Annotated in this window: 19 protein-coding genes; 3 read left to right on the top strand and 16 right to left on the bottom strand. The window is 38.3% G+C overall.

Features of this window, described 5'->3' with window-relative positions; translation table 11 throughout:
- Positions 1–3: 3 nt before the first annotated feature.
- Both EU510_RS17880 and EU510_RS17875 read left to right on the top strand, forming a co-directional pair.
- The gene (locus EU510_RS17880; protein WP_149594583.1) at positions 4–1,026 is read left to right on the top strand and encodes a M48 family metallopeptidase; all 1,023 of its coding nucleotides are present in this window, start codon (positions 4–6) and stop codon (positions 1,024–1,026) included.
- Complete coding sequence (locus EU510_RS17875; RefSeq protein ID WP_149594582.1) at positions 1,013–1,411, top strand: DoxX-like family protein; 399 nt, start codon at positions 1,013–1,015, stop codon at positions 1,409–1,411. The genes EU510_RS17880 and EU510_RS17875 overlap by 14 nt, the downstream gene beginning before the upstream one ends.
- Before the next feature lie 53 nt (positions 1,412–1,464).
- On the opposite strand, the gene speB is transcribed toward EU510_RS17875, so the two are convergent.
- From speB to EU510_RS17845, 6 genes are all read right to left on the bottom strand, one after another.
- Positions 1,465–2,388 carry an agmatinase gene (gene speB, locus EU510_RS17870; RefSeq protein ID WP_149594581.1) on the bottom strand — a complete coding sequence of 308 codons (924 nt, stop codon included), beginning with the start codon at positions 2,386–2,388 and terminating at the stop codon, positions 1,465–1,467.
- 3 nt (positions 2,389–2,391) lie between these two features.
- The gene (gene speA, locus EU510_RS17865) at positions 2,392–4,305 is read right to left on the bottom strand and encodes a biosynthetic arginine decarboxylase (RefSeq protein ID WP_002958572.1); all 1,914 of its coding nucleotides are present in this window, start codon (positions 4,303–4,305) and stop codon (positions 2,392–2,394) included.
- Positions 4,306–4,849: 544 nt separating this feature from the next.
- A complete protein-coding gene (locus EU510_RS17860; protein ID WP_149594580.1) occupies positions 4,850–5,182 on the bottom strand; it encodes a YnfA family protein in 333 nt (110 codons plus the stop codon).
- A 62-nt stretch (positions 5,183–5,244) separates the two neighbouring features.
- A complete protein-coding gene (locus tag EU510_RS17855) occupies positions 5,245–6,114 on the bottom strand; it encodes an MYG1 family protein (RefSeq protein WP_149594579.1) in 870 nt (289 codons plus the stop codon).
- 232 nt (positions 6,115–6,346) lie between these two features.
- The gene (locus EU510_RS17850) at positions 6,347–6,808 is read right to left on the bottom strand and encodes a GNAT family N-acetyltransferase (RefSeq protein ID WP_149594578.1); all 462 of its coding nucleotides are present in this window, start codon (positions 6,806–6,808) and stop codon (positions 6,347–6,349) included.
- A gap of 207 nt (positions 6,809–7,015) precedes the next feature.
- Positions 7,016–9,268: an EAL domain-containing protein gene (locus EU510_RS17845; protein WP_149594577.1), complete on the bottom strand. Its 2,253-nt coding sequence runs from the start codon at positions 9,266–9,268 to the stop codon at positions 7,016–7,018.
- 309 nt (positions 9,269–9,577) lie between these two features.
- On the opposite strand from EU510_RS17845, the gene cysZ reads away from it, so the two are divergent.
- Positions 9,578–10,288, top strand: a complete 711-nt coding sequence (cysZ, locus tag EU510_RS17840) for a sulfate transporter CysZ (RefSeq protein ID WP_188085441.1) — start codon at positions 9,578–9,580, stop codon at positions 10,286–10,288.
- Positions 10,289–10,360: 72 nt separating this feature from the next.
- Here the strand turns inward: cysZ and EU510_RS17835 are convergent, their stop codons facing one another.
- The 10 genes from EU510_RS17835 to EU510_RS17790 form a co-directional block, all read right to left on the bottom strand.
- Entirely contained in the window at positions 10,361–10,882 is a 522-nt protein-coding gene (locus EU510_RS17835) for a hypothetical protein (RefSeq protein ID WP_149594576.1), read from the bottom strand.
- A gap of 1 nt (position 10,883) precedes the next feature.
- Positions 10,884–14,192 (bottom strand): PKD domain-containing protein, encoded by a 3,309-nt coding sequence (locus tag EU510_RS17830; RefSeq protein ID WP_149594575.1) that lies wholly within the window; start codon positions 14,190–14,192, stop codon positions 10,884–10,886.
- Between the two features lie 16 nt (positions 14,193–14,208).
- Positions 14,209–15,294 carry a 23S rRNA (cytidine(2498)-2'-O)-methyltransferase RlmM gene (gene rlmM, locus EU510_RS17825; RefSeq protein ID WP_149594574.1) on the bottom strand — a complete coding sequence of 362 codons (1,086 nt, stop codon included), beginning with the start codon at positions 15,292–15,294 and terminating at the stop codon, positions 14,209–14,211.
- Positions 15,295–15,311: 17 nt separating this feature from the next.
- Positions 15,312–15,680, bottom strand: coding sequence for a DUF423 domain-containing protein (locus EU510_RS17820; protein WP_188085439.1), 369 nt, complete (start codon positions 15,678–15,680; stop codon positions 15,312–15,314).
- Positions 15,681–15,699: 19 nt separating this feature from the next.
- Positions 15,700–16,335 (bottom strand): alpha/beta family hydrolase, encoded by a 636-nt coding sequence (locus tag EU510_RS17815; RefSeq protein ID WP_149594573.1) that lies wholly within the window; start codon positions 16,333–16,335, stop codon positions 15,700–15,702.
- A gap of 2 nt (positions 16,336–16,337) precedes the next feature.
- On the bottom strand, positions 16,338–17,240 hold the full coding sequence (locus EU510_RS17810; RefSeq protein WP_149594572.1) for a transcriptional regulator GcvA: 903 nt from the start codon (positions 17,238–17,240) through the stop codon (positions 16,338–16,340).
- A 121-nt stretch (positions 17,241–17,361) separates the two neighbouring features.
- On the bottom strand, positions 17,362–18,216 hold the full coding sequence (gene kdsA, locus EU510_RS17805; RefSeq protein WP_149594571.1) for a 3-deoxy-8-phosphooctulonate synthase: 855 nt from the start codon (positions 18,214–18,216) through the stop codon (positions 17,362–17,364).
- A gap of 9 nt (positions 18,217–18,225) precedes the next feature.
- A complete protein-coding gene (locus EU510_RS17800; RefSeq protein ID WP_149594570.1) occupies positions 18,226–19,479 on the bottom strand; it encodes a DUF819 domain-containing protein in 1,254 nt (417 codons plus the stop codon).
- 14 nt (positions 19,480–19,493) lie between these two features.
- On the bottom strand, positions 19,494–20,321 hold the full coding sequence (locus EU510_RS17795) for a tetratricopeptide repeat protein (protein ID WP_149594569.1): 828 nt from the start codon (positions 20,319–20,321) through the stop codon (positions 19,494–19,496).
- 149 nt (positions 20,322–20,470) lie between these two features.
- Positions 20,471–20,845, bottom strand: coding sequence for a SirB2 family protein (locus EU510_RS17790; RefSeq protein ID WP_149594568.1), 375 nt, complete (start codon positions 20,843–20,845; stop codon positions 20,471–20,473).
- Positions 20,846–20,862 lie beyond the last annotated feature (17 nt).

The following is a 20,862-nucleotide window of genomic DNA, read 5'->3' as shown; positions in this document are numbered from 1 at the left end:
ACCATGCATGTAAAGGGACATTTTTTTCCCATCGCATCGAGTAACTATCAAGTGTGTGTTGCAACTATTAGCGACACACACATTGACGTTATTAACGATGAACACGTTATAGCTCGCCACGCAATCTCAAGTCTTAATTTAAGTTCGGGGATGGCAGGACTTGCCGACGAACTAAACTTTGAAGATGGCAGTCGTTTTATCCCTCTTGATGTAAATTACAGATGGCCATTTAAAGCAAATAACCATCACGTAATGGAACGCCTTGAAAAAAGTAAATGGGCAATTTTAGCCGCAGTCATATTTACACCACTTTTTATGTGGTTAGTACTTTATAAAGCCGTACCCACCATTGCTGTTTACAGTGTTGATACCCTGCCACGTAATGTTGTAGAACAAATGGGTGAGCAAAGTTTTACACTAATTAAAAAGATTGCGCTTGACCCAACTGAGCTGCCCGCAGAGCAGCAAACTAAAGTACAAGCACATTTTACAAGTATGCTTAATGCGTTATCGCTTGATCAATCGGTTTATAGATTATCGTTTTATAAATCAGACAGCTTTGGTGCTAATGCGTTTGCACTACCTCATGGTCGTATTGTGGTCACAGATGATTTAGCAAATTTACTTGCCGATAAACCCAATGCACTAAAAGCGGTATTGCTACACGAAATGGGCCATGTAGTCCACCAGCATAGCGTACGTATTACAGCACAATCAGCCGCAAGTACGATTGTTTTAGCGGTTGTATTTGGTGATTTAGAAGGGGTTGCAGAGGTTGCGTTAGGTACAGGTGCATCGTTTGCTCAGCAAGGGTTTTCACGAGATATGGAACGCGAGGCAGATACCTTTGCACTCACTCAATTAGAGTCGCTTGGGTATTCGAGTAATGACTTTGCTGATGCAATAGAAGCCCTACAAGAAAGCCATACCAGCGAAAACGAGCACCTCGAAAAAGTAAATGACTTTTTAGAGTACTTATCTAGCCACCCAAGTGCACAAGAGCGTATTGACAATGCTAGGAAATAATCGCGGTTATATTCAACTTGCTCGCTACATAGTAAGTTTAAGTTGGATATATCATGGCTTTTTTCCAAAGCTTTATCATATTGCACCGCTTGAAAAATTAATGACTGGCAGTGCTGGTTTTTCAGCAGAAGTGTCTGATTTAATTACACGTTCAGCGGGTGTTGGCGAAATTATATTTGGATTGTGTTTATTTGTATTTTATAAAAATAAATACTTAGTAATTTTAAATATTTTAGCGTTAATTGGCCTTCTACTCGCTGTAGTTGTAATGCAGCCACAATTACTTATTGAAGCATTTAACCCTGTAACTACTAACCTGCCTCTTATTGGGCTGAGCGCTATATGGTTAAAAGAAATTAAGCAGTTGAATAATCGATACCTCTAACTAAAAAAGGGTATGCAAGCGCATACCCTTTTTGTAGTATTTAATTTGTAAAGTTAGTACTTATTTTTATGCGTCCACAAATGCAATAATTCGCTCGCAATGGTTGCTGCGGCAATTGCGGTAAGCTCGCTTTGGTCATACGAAGGTGATACTTCTACCACATCCATACCTACCATGTTTATACCTTTTAGCGCACGCAGTACTTTAAGTACTTTATCTGACGTTAAACCACCGCACACAGGAGTGCCTGTACCAGGCGCAAACGCAGGGTCTAAACAATCTATATCAAACGTTAAGTAAACAGGTAGGTCACCTACTCGTTCAAGTATTTGCGCTGCAATATCATTTGCATGTAAATCGTTGGCTTGCATTGCATCAATCACAGCAAACTCATGTTTGCTTTGATCAAAGTCGGTACGAATACCTATTTGTATACTGTGCTCAACATCAATTAACCCTTCCATTGGTGCATGATAAAACATAGTGCCGTGATCAAAACGCGAGCCATTGCTATAGGTATCGGTGTGCGCATCAAAGTGCACTAACGCCATTTTGCCATGTGTTTTTGCATGAGCGCGTAATAGCGGAAGCGTCACAAAGTGATCGCCTCCTAAGCCTAATAGCGTTTTACCTTGGCGAAGTATTTGCTCAGCAGCCATTTCTAGTTGCGCAGTAAAATACTCAGGATCGCCAACAGGGTAAGTAAAGTCCCCTGCGTCTGCCACTTTTAAGCGCTCAAACAACGGGAACGTCCACGGGTACTTAGTGTCTTCCCATGCTAAATGAACCGACGCACGACGAATCGCATCAGGGCCTAAGCGCGCACCAGGGCGGCCCGATGTCGCTAAATCAAACGGTAAGCCTAAAACCACTACGTCTGCATCAATTGCATTAATGTTTTGCACCATAGGACGACGTAAAAACGTCATCCCATTTGAGTACAATGAGTGATCTGCGTGACCAAACAAAGTCGACATTGCTTATAACTCTTCTAAATAAGTGTAGCCATCAAGACCGCTTTGCAACTCGTCTAAAACGCTTTGCTGTTCGTGTTTTTCAATTTTAGTGCTTACTAACTGCTCGTATGATTGCTGAAAACTTTCAACATCTAAATGTACGTAGCGCATCATATCGGCCACAGTGTCACCTTGGTTTATCTCGGTAATACTTGCAACGCCTTGCTCATCCATATTAACAATTGCGCTGTGCGTATCGCCAAACAAGTTATGCATATCACCTAAAATTTCTTGATAAGCACCCACCAAGAAAAAGCCCATTAAATAAGGTTTATCGGCACTAAATTCTGGTACAGGTAATGTGCTTTCAATACCTTGTCCATCTACATAATGCTCAAGTGCGCCATCTGAATCACAGGTTATATCAAGTAATACGGCACGTTTTTTTGGCGCTTCAGTCAAGCCACTTAATGGCAATACCGGAAACACTTGATCAATGCCCCATGCATCTGGAAGCGATTGAAATAAAGAGAAATTTACAAAAAACTTATCGGCTAAACGAACGTTTAACTCGTCAATAATAGGACGATGAAAACGGTTTTTATTATCCATGTGTTTGTTAAGTTCGTAACAAATACGGATATTAATTTGTTCAGCCCATGCACGTTGTGATAAATCAAGTAACCCGAGTGCAAATTGGTTATGCGCTTCAGCTAAGTCACCTTGGCTGTCGTGATAAATCTCAATTAAAGCACGGTCATCCGTTAAATCAGTTAACTGTACAAACGATGCCCACATGTTTTTTAATAACAGAGGTGCATCTGCCGCTGGCGCTACTAATTCTTCTGGCGTGTAACTTTCAGTACCAATAACATTAGAAATAAGCACTGCATGATGCGCCGTAAGCGCACGACCCGACTCAGAAATAATAGTCGGCATTGGTTGCTCATATTGCTTACATGTATCACCAATGGTGTACACAATGTTATTTGCATATTCAGCTAAGCTGTAATTCATAGAGTTATGCGATTGGCTACGTGTGCCGTCGTAATCAACAGCCAAACCGCCACCTACATCAAGGCAATCAATTTCTGCGCCTAGTTTACGTAGCTCACAATAAAAACGCGCAGCTTCGCTTACACCTAAACGTACGTCACGAATGTTCGCCATTTGTGACCCTAAGTGAAAATGTACTAGCTGCAATAAATCAAGCTGGTTTGCGCCTTTTAAACGATTAACTACATGTAAAACTTGCGATGCAGATAAACCAAATTTTGATTTTTCGCCGCCACTCGCTTGCCACTTACCTTTACCTTGCGACGCTAAACGCACACGAATACCAATGCGTGGTTTTACGTTAAGCTCTTTTGCTTGGCTAAGGACCATGTCTAGCTCAGAAAGCTTTTCAAGTACGATATACACTTTATGACCTAGCTTTTCACCAATAAGTGCTAAACGTACGTACTCTTTATCTTTGTAGCCGTTACATACAATAACGGCGCTGGTTTTTTCAGCCAGTGCTAGTACCGTTAGTAATTCAGGCTTGCTGCCGGCTTCTAAACCAAGTTGCTTTTTTTCTACTTGTGCTTGGCTTGCTACTATTTCTTCAACCACTTCACGTTGTTGGTTTACTTTTATCGGGTAAACTAATAGGTAGTCTTTAGGGTAACCATAGTTTTCAATCGCAGTATTAAATGCGCCGCATAAGCTGTGTACACGATGGTGTAAGATTTGCGGGAAACGAACTAAAGCAGGTAAGCTTAAACCTTTATCTTGTAGTTGCTTTGCGATATCTGTTAGTGCAATGGTTTGCTCTGGGGCATGAGCCTTGGGCGCAACATACACATCACCTTGATCATTAATACCAAAAAAACCTTGGCTCCAATGACGAACATTGTAGCTCGTACGAGCTTGTTCTAGTGATGTTGTTTCTTTCATTTATCTTTCTCTTTTATTTAATTAATGCCGACTCGGCTAGTGCCGCGCATTAAAAGAAAAATAGAGATTCAAGTCCAACAAGTATTTTTACTCGTAACGAGTGATTTTTAATGTTGATAAAACGACCAATCACGTATTGCTCGCTAGCGCATATAGAATAGGACTTTGATGATTATTAAAAATAAGAAAAGTTATAAAAATGGCTGTTTTTAAATGACTCATTATAAATTTTATTAGTAAAAATGAGTTACCTCATTCAATAAAATTCATCTTGAGTTACTTTGCTTATAGAATTTACTTTTGATGGATTAGAGTAAGGCATTCTCAACGCCTCAAATTACTGCTATCTAGCCAACGTGTTGTGACCAAGTAATACCAATATATTCTGCAACATGAATAAAAACTGCACGTCAAAAACGCGATGGATAACATCCACCAGCTTGAATTATTACTTGGCGCATATGTAGTTAAGTATTGCCTGTGGTATTGGAAGTGGAAAATTGCAGTAGTGATAGGCGAATTCGATTAATTGAGTATAAGCCAGCTATGCACTTTTTGGTGCGAACATAATTATAGCCATACCTAGCAGTGCAACTAAACCACCAATAATATCCCACATAGTAAGCTTTACGCCATCAACAACCCATAACCATAATAGCGCAACGCAAATATATACGCCGCCATAAGCTGCATTTACCCGCCCGGCTGCAGTAGGATGTAAAGAGAGCAACCATGCAAATAGTGCCAAACTTAAAGCCGCAGGAATTAAAAGTAAAATGCTCTTATCTTGCTCAAGCCAAAGGTAGGGCAAATAGCAACCCACTATTTCTGCTAAGGCTGTAATAGTAAAAAGTGCGATTGTTTTTAATTCAAACATAATGCTCCGCGCTAAAATAACAAGCATAACAATCTATATAAATTGTTATGCTTAGTGCGTTGTTATTCGCTAAGCGCCATTGTGGCAAGTTTCATTGTGCTTTCAAACGACTTAGTGCCCGCTATAAATAACCCATTATGGCAAAACACTGCGTCATCAATACCGGTTTCATCTACAAATGCTTGATCAGATAAACCAGACCACGCTTTAGGCAGCGATTTTCTATCTTCAAACGAGCCAGGCTCAACGGGTACTGTTTGTAATATCCATTGCCCAGAATGCGATGGGTAAACCATGTATAGCGCCTCACTTGATAAAATATGCACTGTTTTTTTCCACGGTGTGTATTTTTCAAGCACAATTACTCGGGCATCTTCTGCATTTTCAATTGCTTTAGCAACAATCTCTTTTGCATTAACACTACCGTGAGCTGAAGCGATAAAACGCGTTAGCATACGCGCTGCAAATTCAACAGCTTCATCAAAGCAGGTATCAAAGTTACTTTCTTCTTCCCATGTAGGGTTAAACATTGAAATTGTTTGGCTCAAGCTTATCCCTTTTGATACACCCTCAACATGACCACAATCAATGGCGTCAATAGTTGAGACTAAGCCTGAATCCACTCTATCAGCAACGGCTTGGTTATCATCACACAGCGCTAAGCCGTATTTCTTCCACACTAATCCAAATGATGAAAAAGGAATGCCATTTTCTCGCTCGCCTGCACCACCACGTTGATGATGATCAAAGCGATTCGTTTCTGGGTCGTATTCCCCACCTACATCTATTACGTAGTCGGCACTTTCTATAAGCGCTTTATCGCGTGTGCGTACCAATTTAAACGTTGGCAAAACATGTTTAAGTACCGCAATACTAAAAACGTCATCTGCATGAAAATTACCATTGTGGGTTACTACTGTTATTTCGCTCATTTGTTTATTGCTACTTTTAGAAAAGATAAAAATTCTCGCTTTGTAAGTTAGTCACTAATTATCGAGGCAGATTTTATACGAAGACAGGTGTTAAAAACAGTGAAGTATTTTTGCATCACTATAAAAGCTGCTTTTATAGTTACTAGTTTGAGTATGACTTTTATTACAAGATAATAATGAAGGCAGGTATTTACGACATATTAAGCTTTAACATGTCGCAGCGTTAATGAACTTATTTACTAAGCCCTAATTCCATAAAAACACTTTGTGGATTATCTACATATGATCCAAAACTGCTACAGCGTTTAAAGCCTAAATTTTCATATAAATTGATTGATTGTATTTGTTTTGGGCCTGTTTCTAAGCGTATTAACGGAATTTGTTTTTCGCCAGCTTGATGCAATAAAATCTGCATAATACGTCTTGATAGCCCTTTACCACGATGACTTGGTTTTACATATAAACGTCTTATTTCGCCATAAGGCTGAGTATCAAATTTCTCTACTATCGCACCGCAGGCAATAATACCTTCTTCAGTTTTTAAACCAATAGCGTACACATTAGGTAAGGTTAATTCGTTTAACTCCAGAGACTGTGCGGTAGCCACAGGGTATAAAGAGTTTATAAGTCGGTCTATATCATCAAATACATTTACCACGTCGGGATCATTCGGTTTCAAATCGACTAACTGCATAAAGCTTCCATTCATTGTTATAAGTTTATTAAGCTTTAAATAATATATTTAAGCGGACATAGCTTAGCACTGTTTAACTAAAAAATCTTTACTCCTTATTTAGCATATAGGCCATGACATTTCACCAGCTAAAAGAGCAAAAATGGCTTAGCACATGCGTAAATTTTGCTAGATTATCACTAACTAATAGATAGTAAACTTCAAGTATTATCGCACATTGGTATTAGCGCTATGCCATTTTGAATAGCATTCTTTATCCATCGGCTTTGCAATTAAGTATCCTTGCATGGTGTCAATATTCATTTTTTTAAGTAAGTCATATTGTTCTATTGTTTCTACGCCCTCTGCAACTACCTCTAAGTTTAGGCTTTTTCCTAAGCTGATAATTGTTTGCGCAATATTAAAGCCAACTGTGTTATCTAAAATTTTATCAATAAAGCTTTTATCTATTTTTAATTCTTTAACAGGAAACGTACTTAAGTAAGCTAAGCAGGAGTACCCGGTTCCAAAATCATCAATCGAAAATATAAAGCCAGCAGCAATGAGTTCTTTCATTTGCATAATTGTATAATCTACATCGCTTGAGAGCATTGACTCGGTTATTTCTAACTTAATTTGCTGTGCTCTAATATCAAATTTATTGATAGTGCTAAACAGCTCGCCTTTTAAATTTGATGAGTTAAATTGGCTTTGACTAATATTAATTGAAACACTAAACGAGTCGTCAATTATGTTATCTGCTTTAAGTTCGTTAATTAAAATACATATATCATGTAAAACAATATTTTGTAGCTTTTGTATAAGCCCATATTGCTCTGCAATAGGTATAAATTCGTTTGCTGCTATTAAGCCCTTTTGAGGATGGTTCCATCTAATGAGTGCTTCAGCACCAATAACATCACCATGCATATTTACCTGTGGCTGAAAGTAAGCACAAAATTCATCAGATGCAATCGCCCTGACTATATCGGTTTCTAGCTCGGCTTGCTTTTCAAGTAGTGTTTGCAAGGCCGGATCGTAAAAACTACTGCTATTACCCCCTTTATTTTTAGAACGATACATAGCCGTGTCTGCAAATTTTAATATATTGCCTGCCTGTGCGTTTATGCTATCAATTAGGCAGATACCTATGCTACAACTTACTTGAAATGCAAGGTTGCCGACTTCAAATTTATCATGAAAAGCTCTTTGAATCTCTTTGGCAAGGGCTTTGCACTCTCTGGTTGCTTGCTTTGTATCTTGCCCTATGTGTTTAAGTAAAATAATAAATTCATCACCACCCGCTCTAGCCAATGTATCTGAGCTTTTTATTATTGCGCTTAACCTTTTTGATAATTCCACAAGTACTTCATCACCCGCACTGTGCCCAAGTGAGTCATTAATACGCTTAAAATTATCTAGGTCTAAAAATAATAACGCCCCTATATTTTTATTACGTTTAATACTCTCTACACACGTGCTTAATTTGTCGCTAAGCATTCTTCTATTTGGAAGATTAGTTAATGGGTCGTAAAAGGCGAGCTTATGTACTTCTTGTTCGGCCTTTTTCTTTATTGAAATATCTCTGGCCATCCATACTACGTGCCTTTTTGTAGGACTATTGGGATGATAATGATCTAATGCTGCTGCCCGGCCTTCAAAAACTATACTCCCTTTAGGTACATCTAATTCATATTCAAAAATTTGCGTCTCGTTGGTCGTGAGTGTTTTTTTAATGACGTCCATTATCATTTGTGCATCTTTTGGAGGAAGTAGGTCTTTAACATTTTCACCAATAAGGTCCTTGCTTGAATCAAGCAGTAACTCATTAGAGGTACCATACACATCAGTATAAATTCCTTCTTCACTTAAAATAAGGATCAGATCGGGCATCACCTTAGTGAAGGCTTTAAACTTTTCGTTACTTTGCTGTAAATTCACTACAAGCTGTTTTGCTTTATCAAACCCGTTACTTTTTTCAAGAGCGATACTAGAAAAGTGTACAAAAAAATCAATTAACTCTAAATCTTGCTTTGATGGTGATTTAGGAGTGCCATGATAGATAGCAAAGGTACCTAATAAATCGGCTTGAGTTGAAAAAATAGGCGTTGACCAACATGACTTAAGATCAAACTTTAGCGCTAAATCTTTAAAGTCCTCCCACAGCGGTGAAGTTTCGATATTTTCTACAATTGTGCGCGATTTCGAAAATGCTGCAGTACCACATGAGCCCACTTTTGGGCCTATAAAGACTCCATTCAGTAAACTACAGTACTCTGGGTGAATATTGGGGGCTGCGCAATGAAAAAGCTGCTGGCCTTTAGCTGTTAAGATGGAACACCTAGCAGATTCATCATCAATAATTTGCTCGATTGATAAACAAATTTCAGTAAGCACCTCACTTAAAGGTACCCCTAATGCAATTTTGGATAAAATGCCTTGCTGGTGAGATAATAACTTTTTTAACCTATCCGTACCCATTTTCCTTTACCCGTATTATTTATACACATTGAAACAACAAAAGCTTTAAGTAAGCGCTTTTTTCTTACGCAGTAAAGTTCATTATAGTCATGATTAGTAAGTTTTTTATTTTATTGGTAAAAATAATAGGGCTTGTCTTAAATATCCATAATTGCGTATTACTGAACACCTATTGTTACTATATAAACAAAACTACAATATTAAAGCTAACACTTTGTTACTTAAAAGTACTGTTCAAAATTATTAAGCTATTTATACTATAAGTAATGGTAAATATTTTTTGAGGTTACAGTGCAGATCACACAAGGTATGGAATACTTTTTTTCGGGGTTTAAATTAATTAGCCAAAAAGGGTTAAAGCGTTTTGTCCTTATTCCGCTATTAATTAATATTTTGCTATTTGGTAGCTCGCTGTTTTTTTTATTCGGCTGGCTAAGTGATAGCTTTAGCTACATTAACAACATGCTCCCCGAGTGGTTAAGCTGGTTAGAGTGGCTAATGTGGCCTATTGCTGTATTAGTTGTTTTGTTTAGCTATAGTATGCTCTTTACAGTTATCACTAATTTTATTGCTGCCCCTTTCAATGCGCTCTTGAGTGAAAAAGTTGAGCTTTACCTAACAGGTCAAAAAATTAACGATGACGGCTTTGCCGAACTAGTTAAAGATATACCTCGCATGCTTGCCCGTGAGTGGACAAAACTATGCTACTACCTTCCTCGCGCAATTGGTTTTTTTATATTGTTGTGGGTTTTACCGGTTATTGGTCAAATACTATGGGTATTGTTTACTTGTTGGATGTACGCAGTTCAATACGAAGACTATGCGTTTGATAACCATAAAATTGACTTTAAGCAAATGAAAGACGATTTAAAATCTAAGCAAGGTTTGTCATACGGATTTGGTTTTGCTGTTATGTTGTTAACTGCTATCCCTTTTATAAACTTAATAGTTATGCCAGTCGCAGTGTGCGGTGCAACACGCTTATGGGTTGATAATTATCGTCCAAAATATCGCAGTTAATTAAAAGGTTGCTAACTTTTCAATATCCGAAGTACACCACATTCTAGATTAAAAAAGCACCTAAGATGCTTTTTAATCTATTTTTAAAGCAATAAACTCAAGCGATGCCCGCCTTGGTAATGCATCGCTTTGTTTATCTACTTCTTCAAAGCTTTTAATCAAAATACTAAAGCGCTGATTATTAATATTAACGGTTGTAACTTCACCAATTTTTATACTGTAGTTTTGCTGCTGATCAAACAGCGTTAGTATCTGACCTTTTTCACGCTCTACGTATAAATAAGGTGTTTGGTCTGGCATTTTTAAACGAATGACATTGATTTTACTTAGCTCATGTACCGCGACCCAATTCTGACTCTGCATTAACGTATTATAACGACTAATACCTTCAGGCTGATAAACAACATCTTGGCTTATAACGCATGTCTTACAGTCCTTTACTGATTCAATTCGCCAGTCAATAGCTGTATTTTTATAATACAAATTATCATTTTTTAGTAACCACTCACGTGCATTGTTAGTATCGCTACACGCTATTAGTAAGCTAAAAAAACTACTCAAGATAATAAACTTAGTGCTTAGCATTGGCTTCATACTATTGCTCTTTAATTGCTTTTAACTCAGCAATAATTGCACTACTTGGCTGCGCTTCTTTTATATAACTGGGCAGCGTTTCAATATTAGCAGGCGAGCTTTGTAAATTATGCACCTTGCTGTTATTTGTATTTGGCACGCCAAATCGATTACCTGCACTTTGCATATAAAACTGTAAATTAAGCACACTCCACTCATCTACATCACTCAGTATTGATATTGTATTATCTTGGTTAGTGTCAAAGCTAGTTAAGCTTTCGGTGTTAATTGCATTACAATTAAAATCAACAGGTAGTGAGCTATTTCTATTTAACCCCTGTACTTCAAGTATGGTGCTTTCATTTAAATCTGCTGAACTACCACTTGAATAATCAATAATAAAATCATCTGTAGAGCCTAAATGACTATTAGTATTTGGTGCAATATTGCAACTAGCATTGCCTGGATAAAAACGCTCATAGTAACGATCGCCTTCGTTATTACCTATTGTTGATAAACCTGCTAATTGATATAAATAATTCATAGAGCTTAAATGATTAGGCTTAAAATTAACTTCTTCGTCACCGCCATGGTATAAACCTAAGTTATGACCTAACTCATGAAATATTGTTGATGCTTGATAATTATAAGTTACATTGGTTGCTACTTGTGTATCAAGCGTTAAACCCCAGCCTCCCATAGTTACCATTAAATCATTACCGCTTATCTCAGCAATACCCGACCCACTAATACTACCGTCTTCGTTACCACTACTTGCCATTAATAAATAATGAAAAATGGGCCTGCGAGTTATATCGCTATATTCCATTTTATAAGCAAATAAATTAGGGCTACTTAAATCGTATTCAAACGGGGTATAGCTATTAAAAGGGACAACATTTCCGCCACCTAAATCAAAGTTTTGCGGTGCTGTATTTGTATTTTGATCAAACAAATCACCTACGTCAAAGTGGACTGTATAGCCTTTTCCTGCAAAAACAGAGGCTACTTTTTCAAGTGCAGTGCGATGTGGGGTAATACCTACATCACTGCTATCCATATAATCAAGTTCAATAAATATATCTTTTTGTGAAGTACGCGCCCCCCACTCATAAAGTGGTAAACCCGCGAATGTTGTACCCTGTTGCTCAGCGCAATCAGGAATACCATCCTCATCATCATCTATTGTGCAATTTATATTGTTTGGCCCAGCGGGTGTGTTAAACACAGAATAACTCCAATCAGTACTTTGATTAGTGTCTGTCGCATTAAGCTCGCGCTTTAAGCTGCCTCCTTGCTCGGAGATGATTTGCTCTGCGTTACCACCTTGCCATTGTGATGGCGTTACTGGCTCTTGTACTGAGTTGCCAAATTTTACAAAGTCGATTGTTTGTGTACCTGCACTATTAAGTAATTCTACAAAACCGTTTATGTACCAATAAGGTCTTATTTCATCATTAGTATTACCCACAAGCGCTATTTTAGGGTTGTTAACTGACGCATTGACTAAAAAATCATCTCCAAACTTACTTTGTAAAATAAGGTACTCACCATTTTCAAGCTCTTTACTGGGCAGTGAAAAAGTTGTCTCCGCACTGGTCGAGCTATTGAACATATTAATACTGCGGGTTTTAAGCGAATAACTCTGTAAGTTTACAGCAGCTCCTGTGCCGTTATAAATTTCAATCCAAGGTAAGTCGTTACTAAATTGCACAGAAGAAACTTCAGTTATTTTTATATCTTGGCTAGAGGTAGTAAAAGAAGTAGCTGTTTGCGTTTCAATGGCCGTATCATCAAAATTAGTTAAATCAGCTGTAACACGAACAATATATTGGCTATCTTCATTAAAGCTTGCGCTTACATTTACAGTATGAAAATAAGTACTTGTGTCACTAGTAGTACCCGACAAACTTTCAATATTTAAGGCCAGGCAAGTAGTAAAATCATCTGCTGACACTTGTACACTTCCTGTACAAGCACCACTACTAGAATTAACTGCTAAAGTGCTCGTTAGCATAATATCTGAAAATGTAATACTAACAGGGCTATCTACAAGAACTGGGTCATTATTATTTTGGGGTGTTACATTACTAATTGTAGCGGGCGTTGAATCAACCACAGTAATATTCAGTGTAAATTCGGTTGTGTCTTTTGAATCAGACGCTGTTAACGTATAGCTTTGTGAAGTGATACTGTTTGCAGGATGCGTATAGCTAAAAAGTAAGGCTTGTGCATCAATAACACTAATTTGTGCACCATTTAAATCATCACCAAAATCAATCTGAACGGTATCGTTATCAGCATCGCTAACTATTAAACTAAATTCTGTGGCTTGATTATATTGCACGCTAATACTTACATCATCTGCAGTTGGTGGATTGTTTGGTGCTAATACTACAACTGTTTTTTGAGCGCTATTTGTAGCGTTATCGTCATCGGTTACAGTAACCACAAATGTAACATTGGTATTTTTTGCAACAGTAGGCGCATTAAAGCTAATGCTTGTTTGTGTTTGAGTAAGTTCAACTACAGGACCACTTATTTGCTGCCAAGTTATGCTATTAATACTACCATCGCTGTCTTGTGCATCTGCAGCTAGGGTTACTCTGTCATCTTTTTCAGCTTCTTCAGGGCCTGTAACAATGACTGTTGGCGCGCTATTTACTTGATTAATTAAAACCGTTTTACTCGCTTGAGCGCTTTTACCTGCATTGTCAGTTACGGTTACGCTAAAACCTAGTGTTGTATTTTCAGATACGTTAGGGGCGGTAAAACTAAGGACTCCATCAGTTTGTGAAAACTCAACATTATCCCCAGCAGACTGAATCCAATTAATATTACTTATAGTGCCATCTGTATCTTGAGCATTAGCAACTAAAGTAACTTGTGTGCTGGCAAGTGCACTACTTGGGCCCGTTATATTAACTGTAGGAGCATTATTTTGAGAGGTGATAGTGCCTGAAAAAACTTGTTGTGCAGTAGCACCTGAATTGTCAGTAACTGTAACCGAAAAGCTAAAGGTCGTATCGGTTGTTACACTAGGTGCAGTGGCTGTAAGCGTGTTACCGTTAGGGGTAAACGTAAACTCAGGCCCGCTAAGTTGTAGCCATTGATAGCTGGCAATTTGTCCGTCACTATCACTTGCAAGCGCTGTAATAGTAAACGATTGATTAGAAGTAATAACGTTACTGCTAACCGAAAGCGTAACACTGGGCGCAGCGTTACCAGGGGCCGTAGTTGAATCACTACCTTCGCCTCCCCCGCCACAGCCCGTGATTAAAAGTGATAAAAAAAGTAAACTTAGCCATTTATTAATATTGTTTTTTACCACTTTTAGCCTCTACATATTAACTATACAAATTTTGTGGCACCTTAGTAACGTTTAAATGAACGGTTATTTCCTCACGATCATGATATAGATGTTTAGCTTGCAACTCGTAATTGATACCTTGTTTCTCAAGCTCTTTTCTTATCATCGAAAGACATTCATAAACACTATCAAAGCGTTTTTTCATAGGCAGCTTTAAGTTAAATATAAACTCTTTTGCGTATGCGTTTACCGCCCAATCAATCATTAGCGTAGTCACTTTGGTCGGTTTTTCCACCATATCGCACACTAACCAAGTAATATTTCTTTTTTCTGGGCGATATTTAAAACCGTCGGCTCTAAAATGTTTAACTTGCCCAGTTTGCATTAAATCGTCATTCATTGGGCCGTTATCAATCGCACTTACAAACATACCACGGCGTACAAGCTGATAAGTCCAACCACCAGGGCATGCACCTAAATCAACACTGCGCATACCAGCAGCTACGCGTGACTCGCGTTGTTGCTCAGGTATAAATACGTTAAATGCTTCATCGAGTTTTAACGTTGAACGACTCGGTGCATCGCTTGGCATACGAAGACGCAAAATACCCATGAAAAATGGAGAATTATTAAAGCTATACGAGTAACCAACATAAGCCGTATTGTTTGTTAAAAACATGACATGCATTACTGGGCGATTTGCTTTTAGCTCACGTAGTACAGTATTTTGTTTTTCGAGGGCTTTTTTAAGCGGTGTTGAGATTTTTTTACAGAACGTTAAAAGCTCTTTGCCTTCGTTTGTGTCTGGCGTTTCAACGCGCAGTTCTGAGCACAATGTAAAATCTTTAGCAGCTTCAACTACTGCGCTTACACGGTCCTCTACTGGCATGTTTTCAAGTAATGTGCCGGCAAACCATTGACGTGCAAACACCATGTTTTTAAAATCAACTTTTTTGATTATTTCGTCGCTGTGATGCGCTTCAAAACATTCGTAAACAACATAACCTGTATTTGGTTTTGCTTTTACATACCCAGCAAAACCTTGCTCTGCAGCATGAAACGTTATTTCAGCAGCGGCATCGTTTTCAAAACCACTACGACAAAAAATCACAACACTAGACATATTAACCCTTAAACTCTTTAAAACTTAAATCGTGCAACTTGCACTAAAATAACAATCCAACCAATAATAAAGCACAACCCACCAAGCGGTGTTATAGGCCCAAGCCACTTCATTCCTGTTAGAGCGAGTAAATATAAGCTACCACTAAAAAGTAGTGTGCCCGTTATAAAAAAGCCACCAGCCCAGCTCAGATTTATCCCCCATTTAATTAAAATAGCCACCGCAATAAGTGCAAGTCCATGTACCATTTGATACTCAGTAGCCGTTTTAAAAACGCCTAATGAATACTCCGACAAGCGACTTTTTAAACCATGGGCAGCAAATGCACCTAACATCACTGAAAGCATACAAAAAATACTACCGGTCATTAAAAATAATTTAATCATCTAACCCCCTGCTCGAGTCTTAACGTTTCTCAATTTGTTGCTTAATAAATTCAACGGCACTTAACGCTGCTGTTTCTCTATTTTGCTGTTCAGTTACGCCACTTTTTTTACGTGGTTTTAATGAGTGATCGCCATCACTCAGCCAAGTAAACAAAGGCTGTTTTGGCATTTTCATAGTAAGAAGCTCTTCACGTGTACCAAATATATCTCGCTCGCCCTGTAATACCAAAAAAGGGCAAACAATATCGGCAAAATGTTCGGTGCGTAATTTTTCTGGCCTACCCGGCGGATGAAATGGATAACCAAATGCAATAACACCTGAAAGGCTTTGCTCTGTACTACATGCAAGCATTGATGCCATGCGACCACCCATCGATTTACCGCCTATAAACAACGGCAAATCTGGCTGCGCATTTGTTAGCACTTGTTCATAATAAGTAATTAGCTTTGGTGCTCGCTCAGGAGGCCTGCGTTTATTAGTTTGTTTAGCGATTTTCATATATTCAAAATCAAATAAACCAACATCAACCCCCTGCGCGCTTATTAATTTTGCCATGTGCTGCATAAAGTCAGAATCGCTACCAGCACCTGCGCCATGTGCAAATATAAACTGTGCTATTGCAGGTTGCTCCGTGCTTTTAAACCATTCAATCATTATTAATACTCATGTTCTTGCTCATGCTCTACTAAGCTGAGCATCCACTCTTTAAACGAAACTATTTTACCAAGCTCTGTTTGCGACTCACGAAGCACTAAGTAATACGCATTTTTACTCTCTAGGCTATGATTAAACGGAATTACCAAACGTCCTGCGTCTATGTCGGGTTTAGCTAATACACTATTGCCAATTGCCACACCTTGTCCATGTACCGCTGCTTGCAAAACCATAGATGAGTGGCTAAATATAGGCCCTTGATTTACCTGGACGTTGCGCACGCCTGCTGTTTTCATCCACGTTTTCCAGTTTTTACGTGTAGTGTCGTGTAATAGTGTGTGATGCGCTAAATCACTAGGTTGATCAAGCGGCTTTAACCCGCTTAATAACATAGGACTACAAAGTGGTACTAAATATTCGGTATGAAGCTTGTACGCTTGTACGCCACTCCAATGACCCCTTCCATAATAAATAGCAATATCTACGTCATCAGTGAGTGAGTTTTCATCTTGGTCTTGTGCTTTTATTCGCACATCTATCTCTGGATGTAACTCATTAAACAAACTCAAACGAGGCACTAACCACTGAATAGCAAAACTTGGGGTTAGGCTTACCGTTAGGGAGCCCTTAGCGCCACGAGCTAATAGCTTTTCTGTTGCATCAATAAGCTGAGTAAAAATCTCTTTAATATCTAAAAAATAGCCTTGGCCTTCTTCAGTTAATAATAAAGAGCGGTTTTTACGTAAAAACAGCTTCAAACCTAAATGCTCTTCAAGTGTTTTTATTTGATGACTTACTGCCGCCTGCGTTACATAAAGCTCTTCTGCTGCTTTTGTAAAACTTAAATGGCGCGCAGCCGCTTCAAAGGCTTTTAATGCGTTTAATGGAGGTACTCGTCTTGACATAATAACCAAGCTTAGAATTAGTTTTTCTTATGCGTGAGATTATATACATCATATAAGTTTGTGTATATTAAAGGCATAAAAAAAGCGACCTGAGTCGCTTTTTAATAAACATTATGCTTAATTATAAATCGCTTGCACTTGTATCAAGTGGGGCAAAGCTTTTAATTAAATCATCAACCGCTTTCATTTGCGTTAAGTAGCCTTCTAACTTACTAAGCGCTAGCGCACATGGGCCATCACATTTAGCTTCGTTAGGATTTGGATGCGCTTCGATAAATAAACCAGCAATACCCAATGCCATACCGCTGCGCGCAAGCTCTGCAGCTTGTGCACGACGACCGTCAGCAGAGTCAGCTCGTCCACCAGGGCGTTGTAGCGCATGTGTTGCATCAAAAATAACAGGTGCCATTGCTTTCATGTCATCCATACCCAACATATCAACCACAAGGTTGTTGTAACCAAAACTAGAGCCACGTTCACAAAGGGCTACGTTGTTATTACCAGCTTCATTAAATTTAGTAATGATATGACGCATTTCATGTGGCGCTAAAAACTGCGGTTTTTTCACATTAATAATCGCACCTGTTTTAGCCATTGCTACAACTAAGTCGGTTTGACGTGCTAAAAAAGCAGGTAACTGAATAACATCAACTACTTCAGCCACAGGTGCTGCTTGATGTGGTTCATGTACGTCAGTAATAAGCGGAATATTAAACGTATTTTTAATCTCTTCGAATATTTTTAAACCTTCTTCCATACCAGGGCCACGGTACGAATTGATTGAAGAACGGTTAGCCTTATCAAATGACGCTTTAAATACATAAGGAATATTTAATTTAGTCGTTACCTCTACGTAATGCTCTGCAACACGCATAGCTAAGTCGCGAGATTCTAATACATTAATACCACCAAACAGTACAAATGGTTTATCATTTGCCAGTTCAATTTCATTAATTTTAATAATTTGGTCTTTCATTTAAATTCCTTAAGGTGCAACTGCTTGCATCATTAATCCACAAATATAAGCCATGTAAGTACCCACACCATAGCCAAGTACCGCAAGCAATACACCAACCGGTGCAAGCGACGGATGAAACGCTGATGCAACGACAGGGGCAGATGCAGCACCGCCCACATTAGCTTGTGAACCTACTGCCATATAAAATAAAGGCGCTTTAATTAACTTTGCCACAATAAGCATTAAGCTTGCATGGGTTAGCATCCATATACCACCAATCAAAAATAACCCTGGGTTACTAAATATAGCGGTTACGTTCATGTGTAAACCAATTGAGGCAACTAAAATATATAAAAAACTTGAAGCTACTTTTGATGCACCAAAGGCTTCAATTTGTCTTACTTTAGTAAATGACAAACTAATACCAATAGTGGTTGAAATAACAATTAACCAAAAGAACTTACTGTTTAAACTGTACTCTTTAGCCCAGGCATAGTTATTTTCGAAAAACGGCCCTAAAAAGTCAGCGCAAAAATGGGCCAAACCAGTAATACCAAATGCAATTGCAATAATGGTCATATAGTCATTAAGAGTTGGCATACGCGCATGTTCTGCATGGTACTTTTCAACGCGGTTTTTTAGATCTTCAATCGCTGTCGTATCGGCACCAGTAGCAGCATCAATTTTTTTATGATTAGCTGCCATTAATAACAAAACAGCCATCCAAATATTTGCCACAATTACATCTACAGTTACCATAACTGAAAATATATCGCCGCCTACTTCAAACATCTCTTTCATTGAGGCTTGGTTGGCGCCACCGCCAATCCAACTGCCAGCAACAGTCGTCATACCGCGCCAAACTGCTTCAGGGCCGTGACCGCCCACTAAATCAGGATTAAATACACTCACGACCAAAATAGATAGCGGCCCACCGATTACAATACCGAGTGTGCCCACTAAAAACATAATAAGTGCTTTAGGACCTAGATTTAAAATTGCTTTTAAATCAATACTAATAGTGAGTAATATTAAACACGCTGGTAATAAGTAGCGTGATGCAACGTAATAAACGTTTGAGCTATGGCCATCTACAATACCAAAGGTATTTAATAGCGAAGGTAGAAAGTAACACAGCAGTAATGCCGGTACGTATTTGTAAAATGCTTTTAGTTTTGGGTTTTCACTACTTGAGGTTTTAAATATAAACCCCAAAATTATAGCAAGTAAACCAAGTACAACAGCATCATTTGTAATTAATGCAGTGTGGGTGTCAGCCATAGTTATTCCTATTCTTAATGGTGTGTTTTATTATTATCTTCTAGTTCTTCTATTTGGTGCTGAATTATCTCTATTGCAGGATCGTCCGGACACTCATCTATAAAAAACTGTAAATCATCACGTGCCATTTTAGGGCAACCGAGCTGATTTAATAAGTAACCTCTGTCGCGTCTCTCATACGGGTCGTCGCCTATTAACTCCATTAGCATCTCTACACAGGTTAAAGCATGACCAAATTTGTTTTCGCTAATGAAAGACCATTTTTGCTGAGCTAAAAATAACTTATATACTTCGTCATCAAAAATCAGTTCTAGTGGCTCTTGCTCTTGACCATCATCTTCATCTGCGTTTTCAGGGATAATATACCAACTTTGTTGTCCACTGCTTGGCTCTATTATGTAGCCTTCTTCGTCACTAATCGCCACATGTACGCCAACATCACCTTGGGTAAGACTAAGATTCGCGTCACAGTTAGCTTGTTGTAAAAAATGACAAAGTATAATTGCCAGTGTTGTAGGTGAACCACTGCGCATAGAAAGCGTATAGCTTAATGTATTTAATTTATATTCAGGCACTTTTAAACCTGATGCACTAAATAGCCAACCACTGTAAAACATATCTAATAATTTTTCGAGGCGATCGTGCTCATCACTCACTTTTAAACACAGCGCTGAAATTTGCTGCTCAAAGTCAGTTAAAGTTTCATAACATGGTGTTAAATCTATCTGAGGGTCCCATTTTGATTCTGCTTTAATACAGCGATAAATCGCTGGAGGCGTAAATTCATCGTAAGCATCATCAAGATAAGATTCATCGTGTTCATCAAACCCGAGGGTAGTCATTAATACTGCAACATTTTAGAAAACGAAGGCGTAGTTTACCTAACTTTAAAGCTATATACCAATATAGAGGTATTTTTGAATGTTTTATAAGAGGGAGTTGTATTTGAGCTTTACAAAACAACTATAAAGCTCAAATAGTCAGATATTACTTAAAGCAAAAAAGTTGATTTAGACGTCGCTAAATAACCTATCGCTAAAATAACAGCAGTGTTAACTAAAACGTAAGCAACTTTAGCCGCCATTTTAGTTTGTCTGGCGCTTTTAGCCCCAATGCCAATATATATAACCACTAATACTATTTTTTCTAATAGCCAATATTGTTCAAACGGGTTTATTTTTGCCATAAATATAAGCGTAAGTGCGGACACTAACAACAACGTATCTATGCTGTGACTGCCAATCATTACCACTTTATTTTTCGCTAATTTACCACTACCCATTCGCGAAAATGCGCGAACATAAAATAAAATCACACTTAACATCGCAATCGCCATGTGTGAGTGCTTTACTGCTAAATAATCCATATGCCCCTAAACTTCTA

Origin of the sequence: Pseudoalteromonas sp. FUC4, assembly GCF_008370255.1 — a bacterium.
In the GTDB taxonomy this organism is placed as follows: Bacteria; Pseudomonadota; Gammaproteobacteria; order Enterobacterales; family Alteromonadaceae; genus Pseudoalteromonas.
The sequence above is the reverse complement of the archived record's forward strand: the minus strand, read 5'-3'. Positions and strand labels throughout refer to the sequence as shown.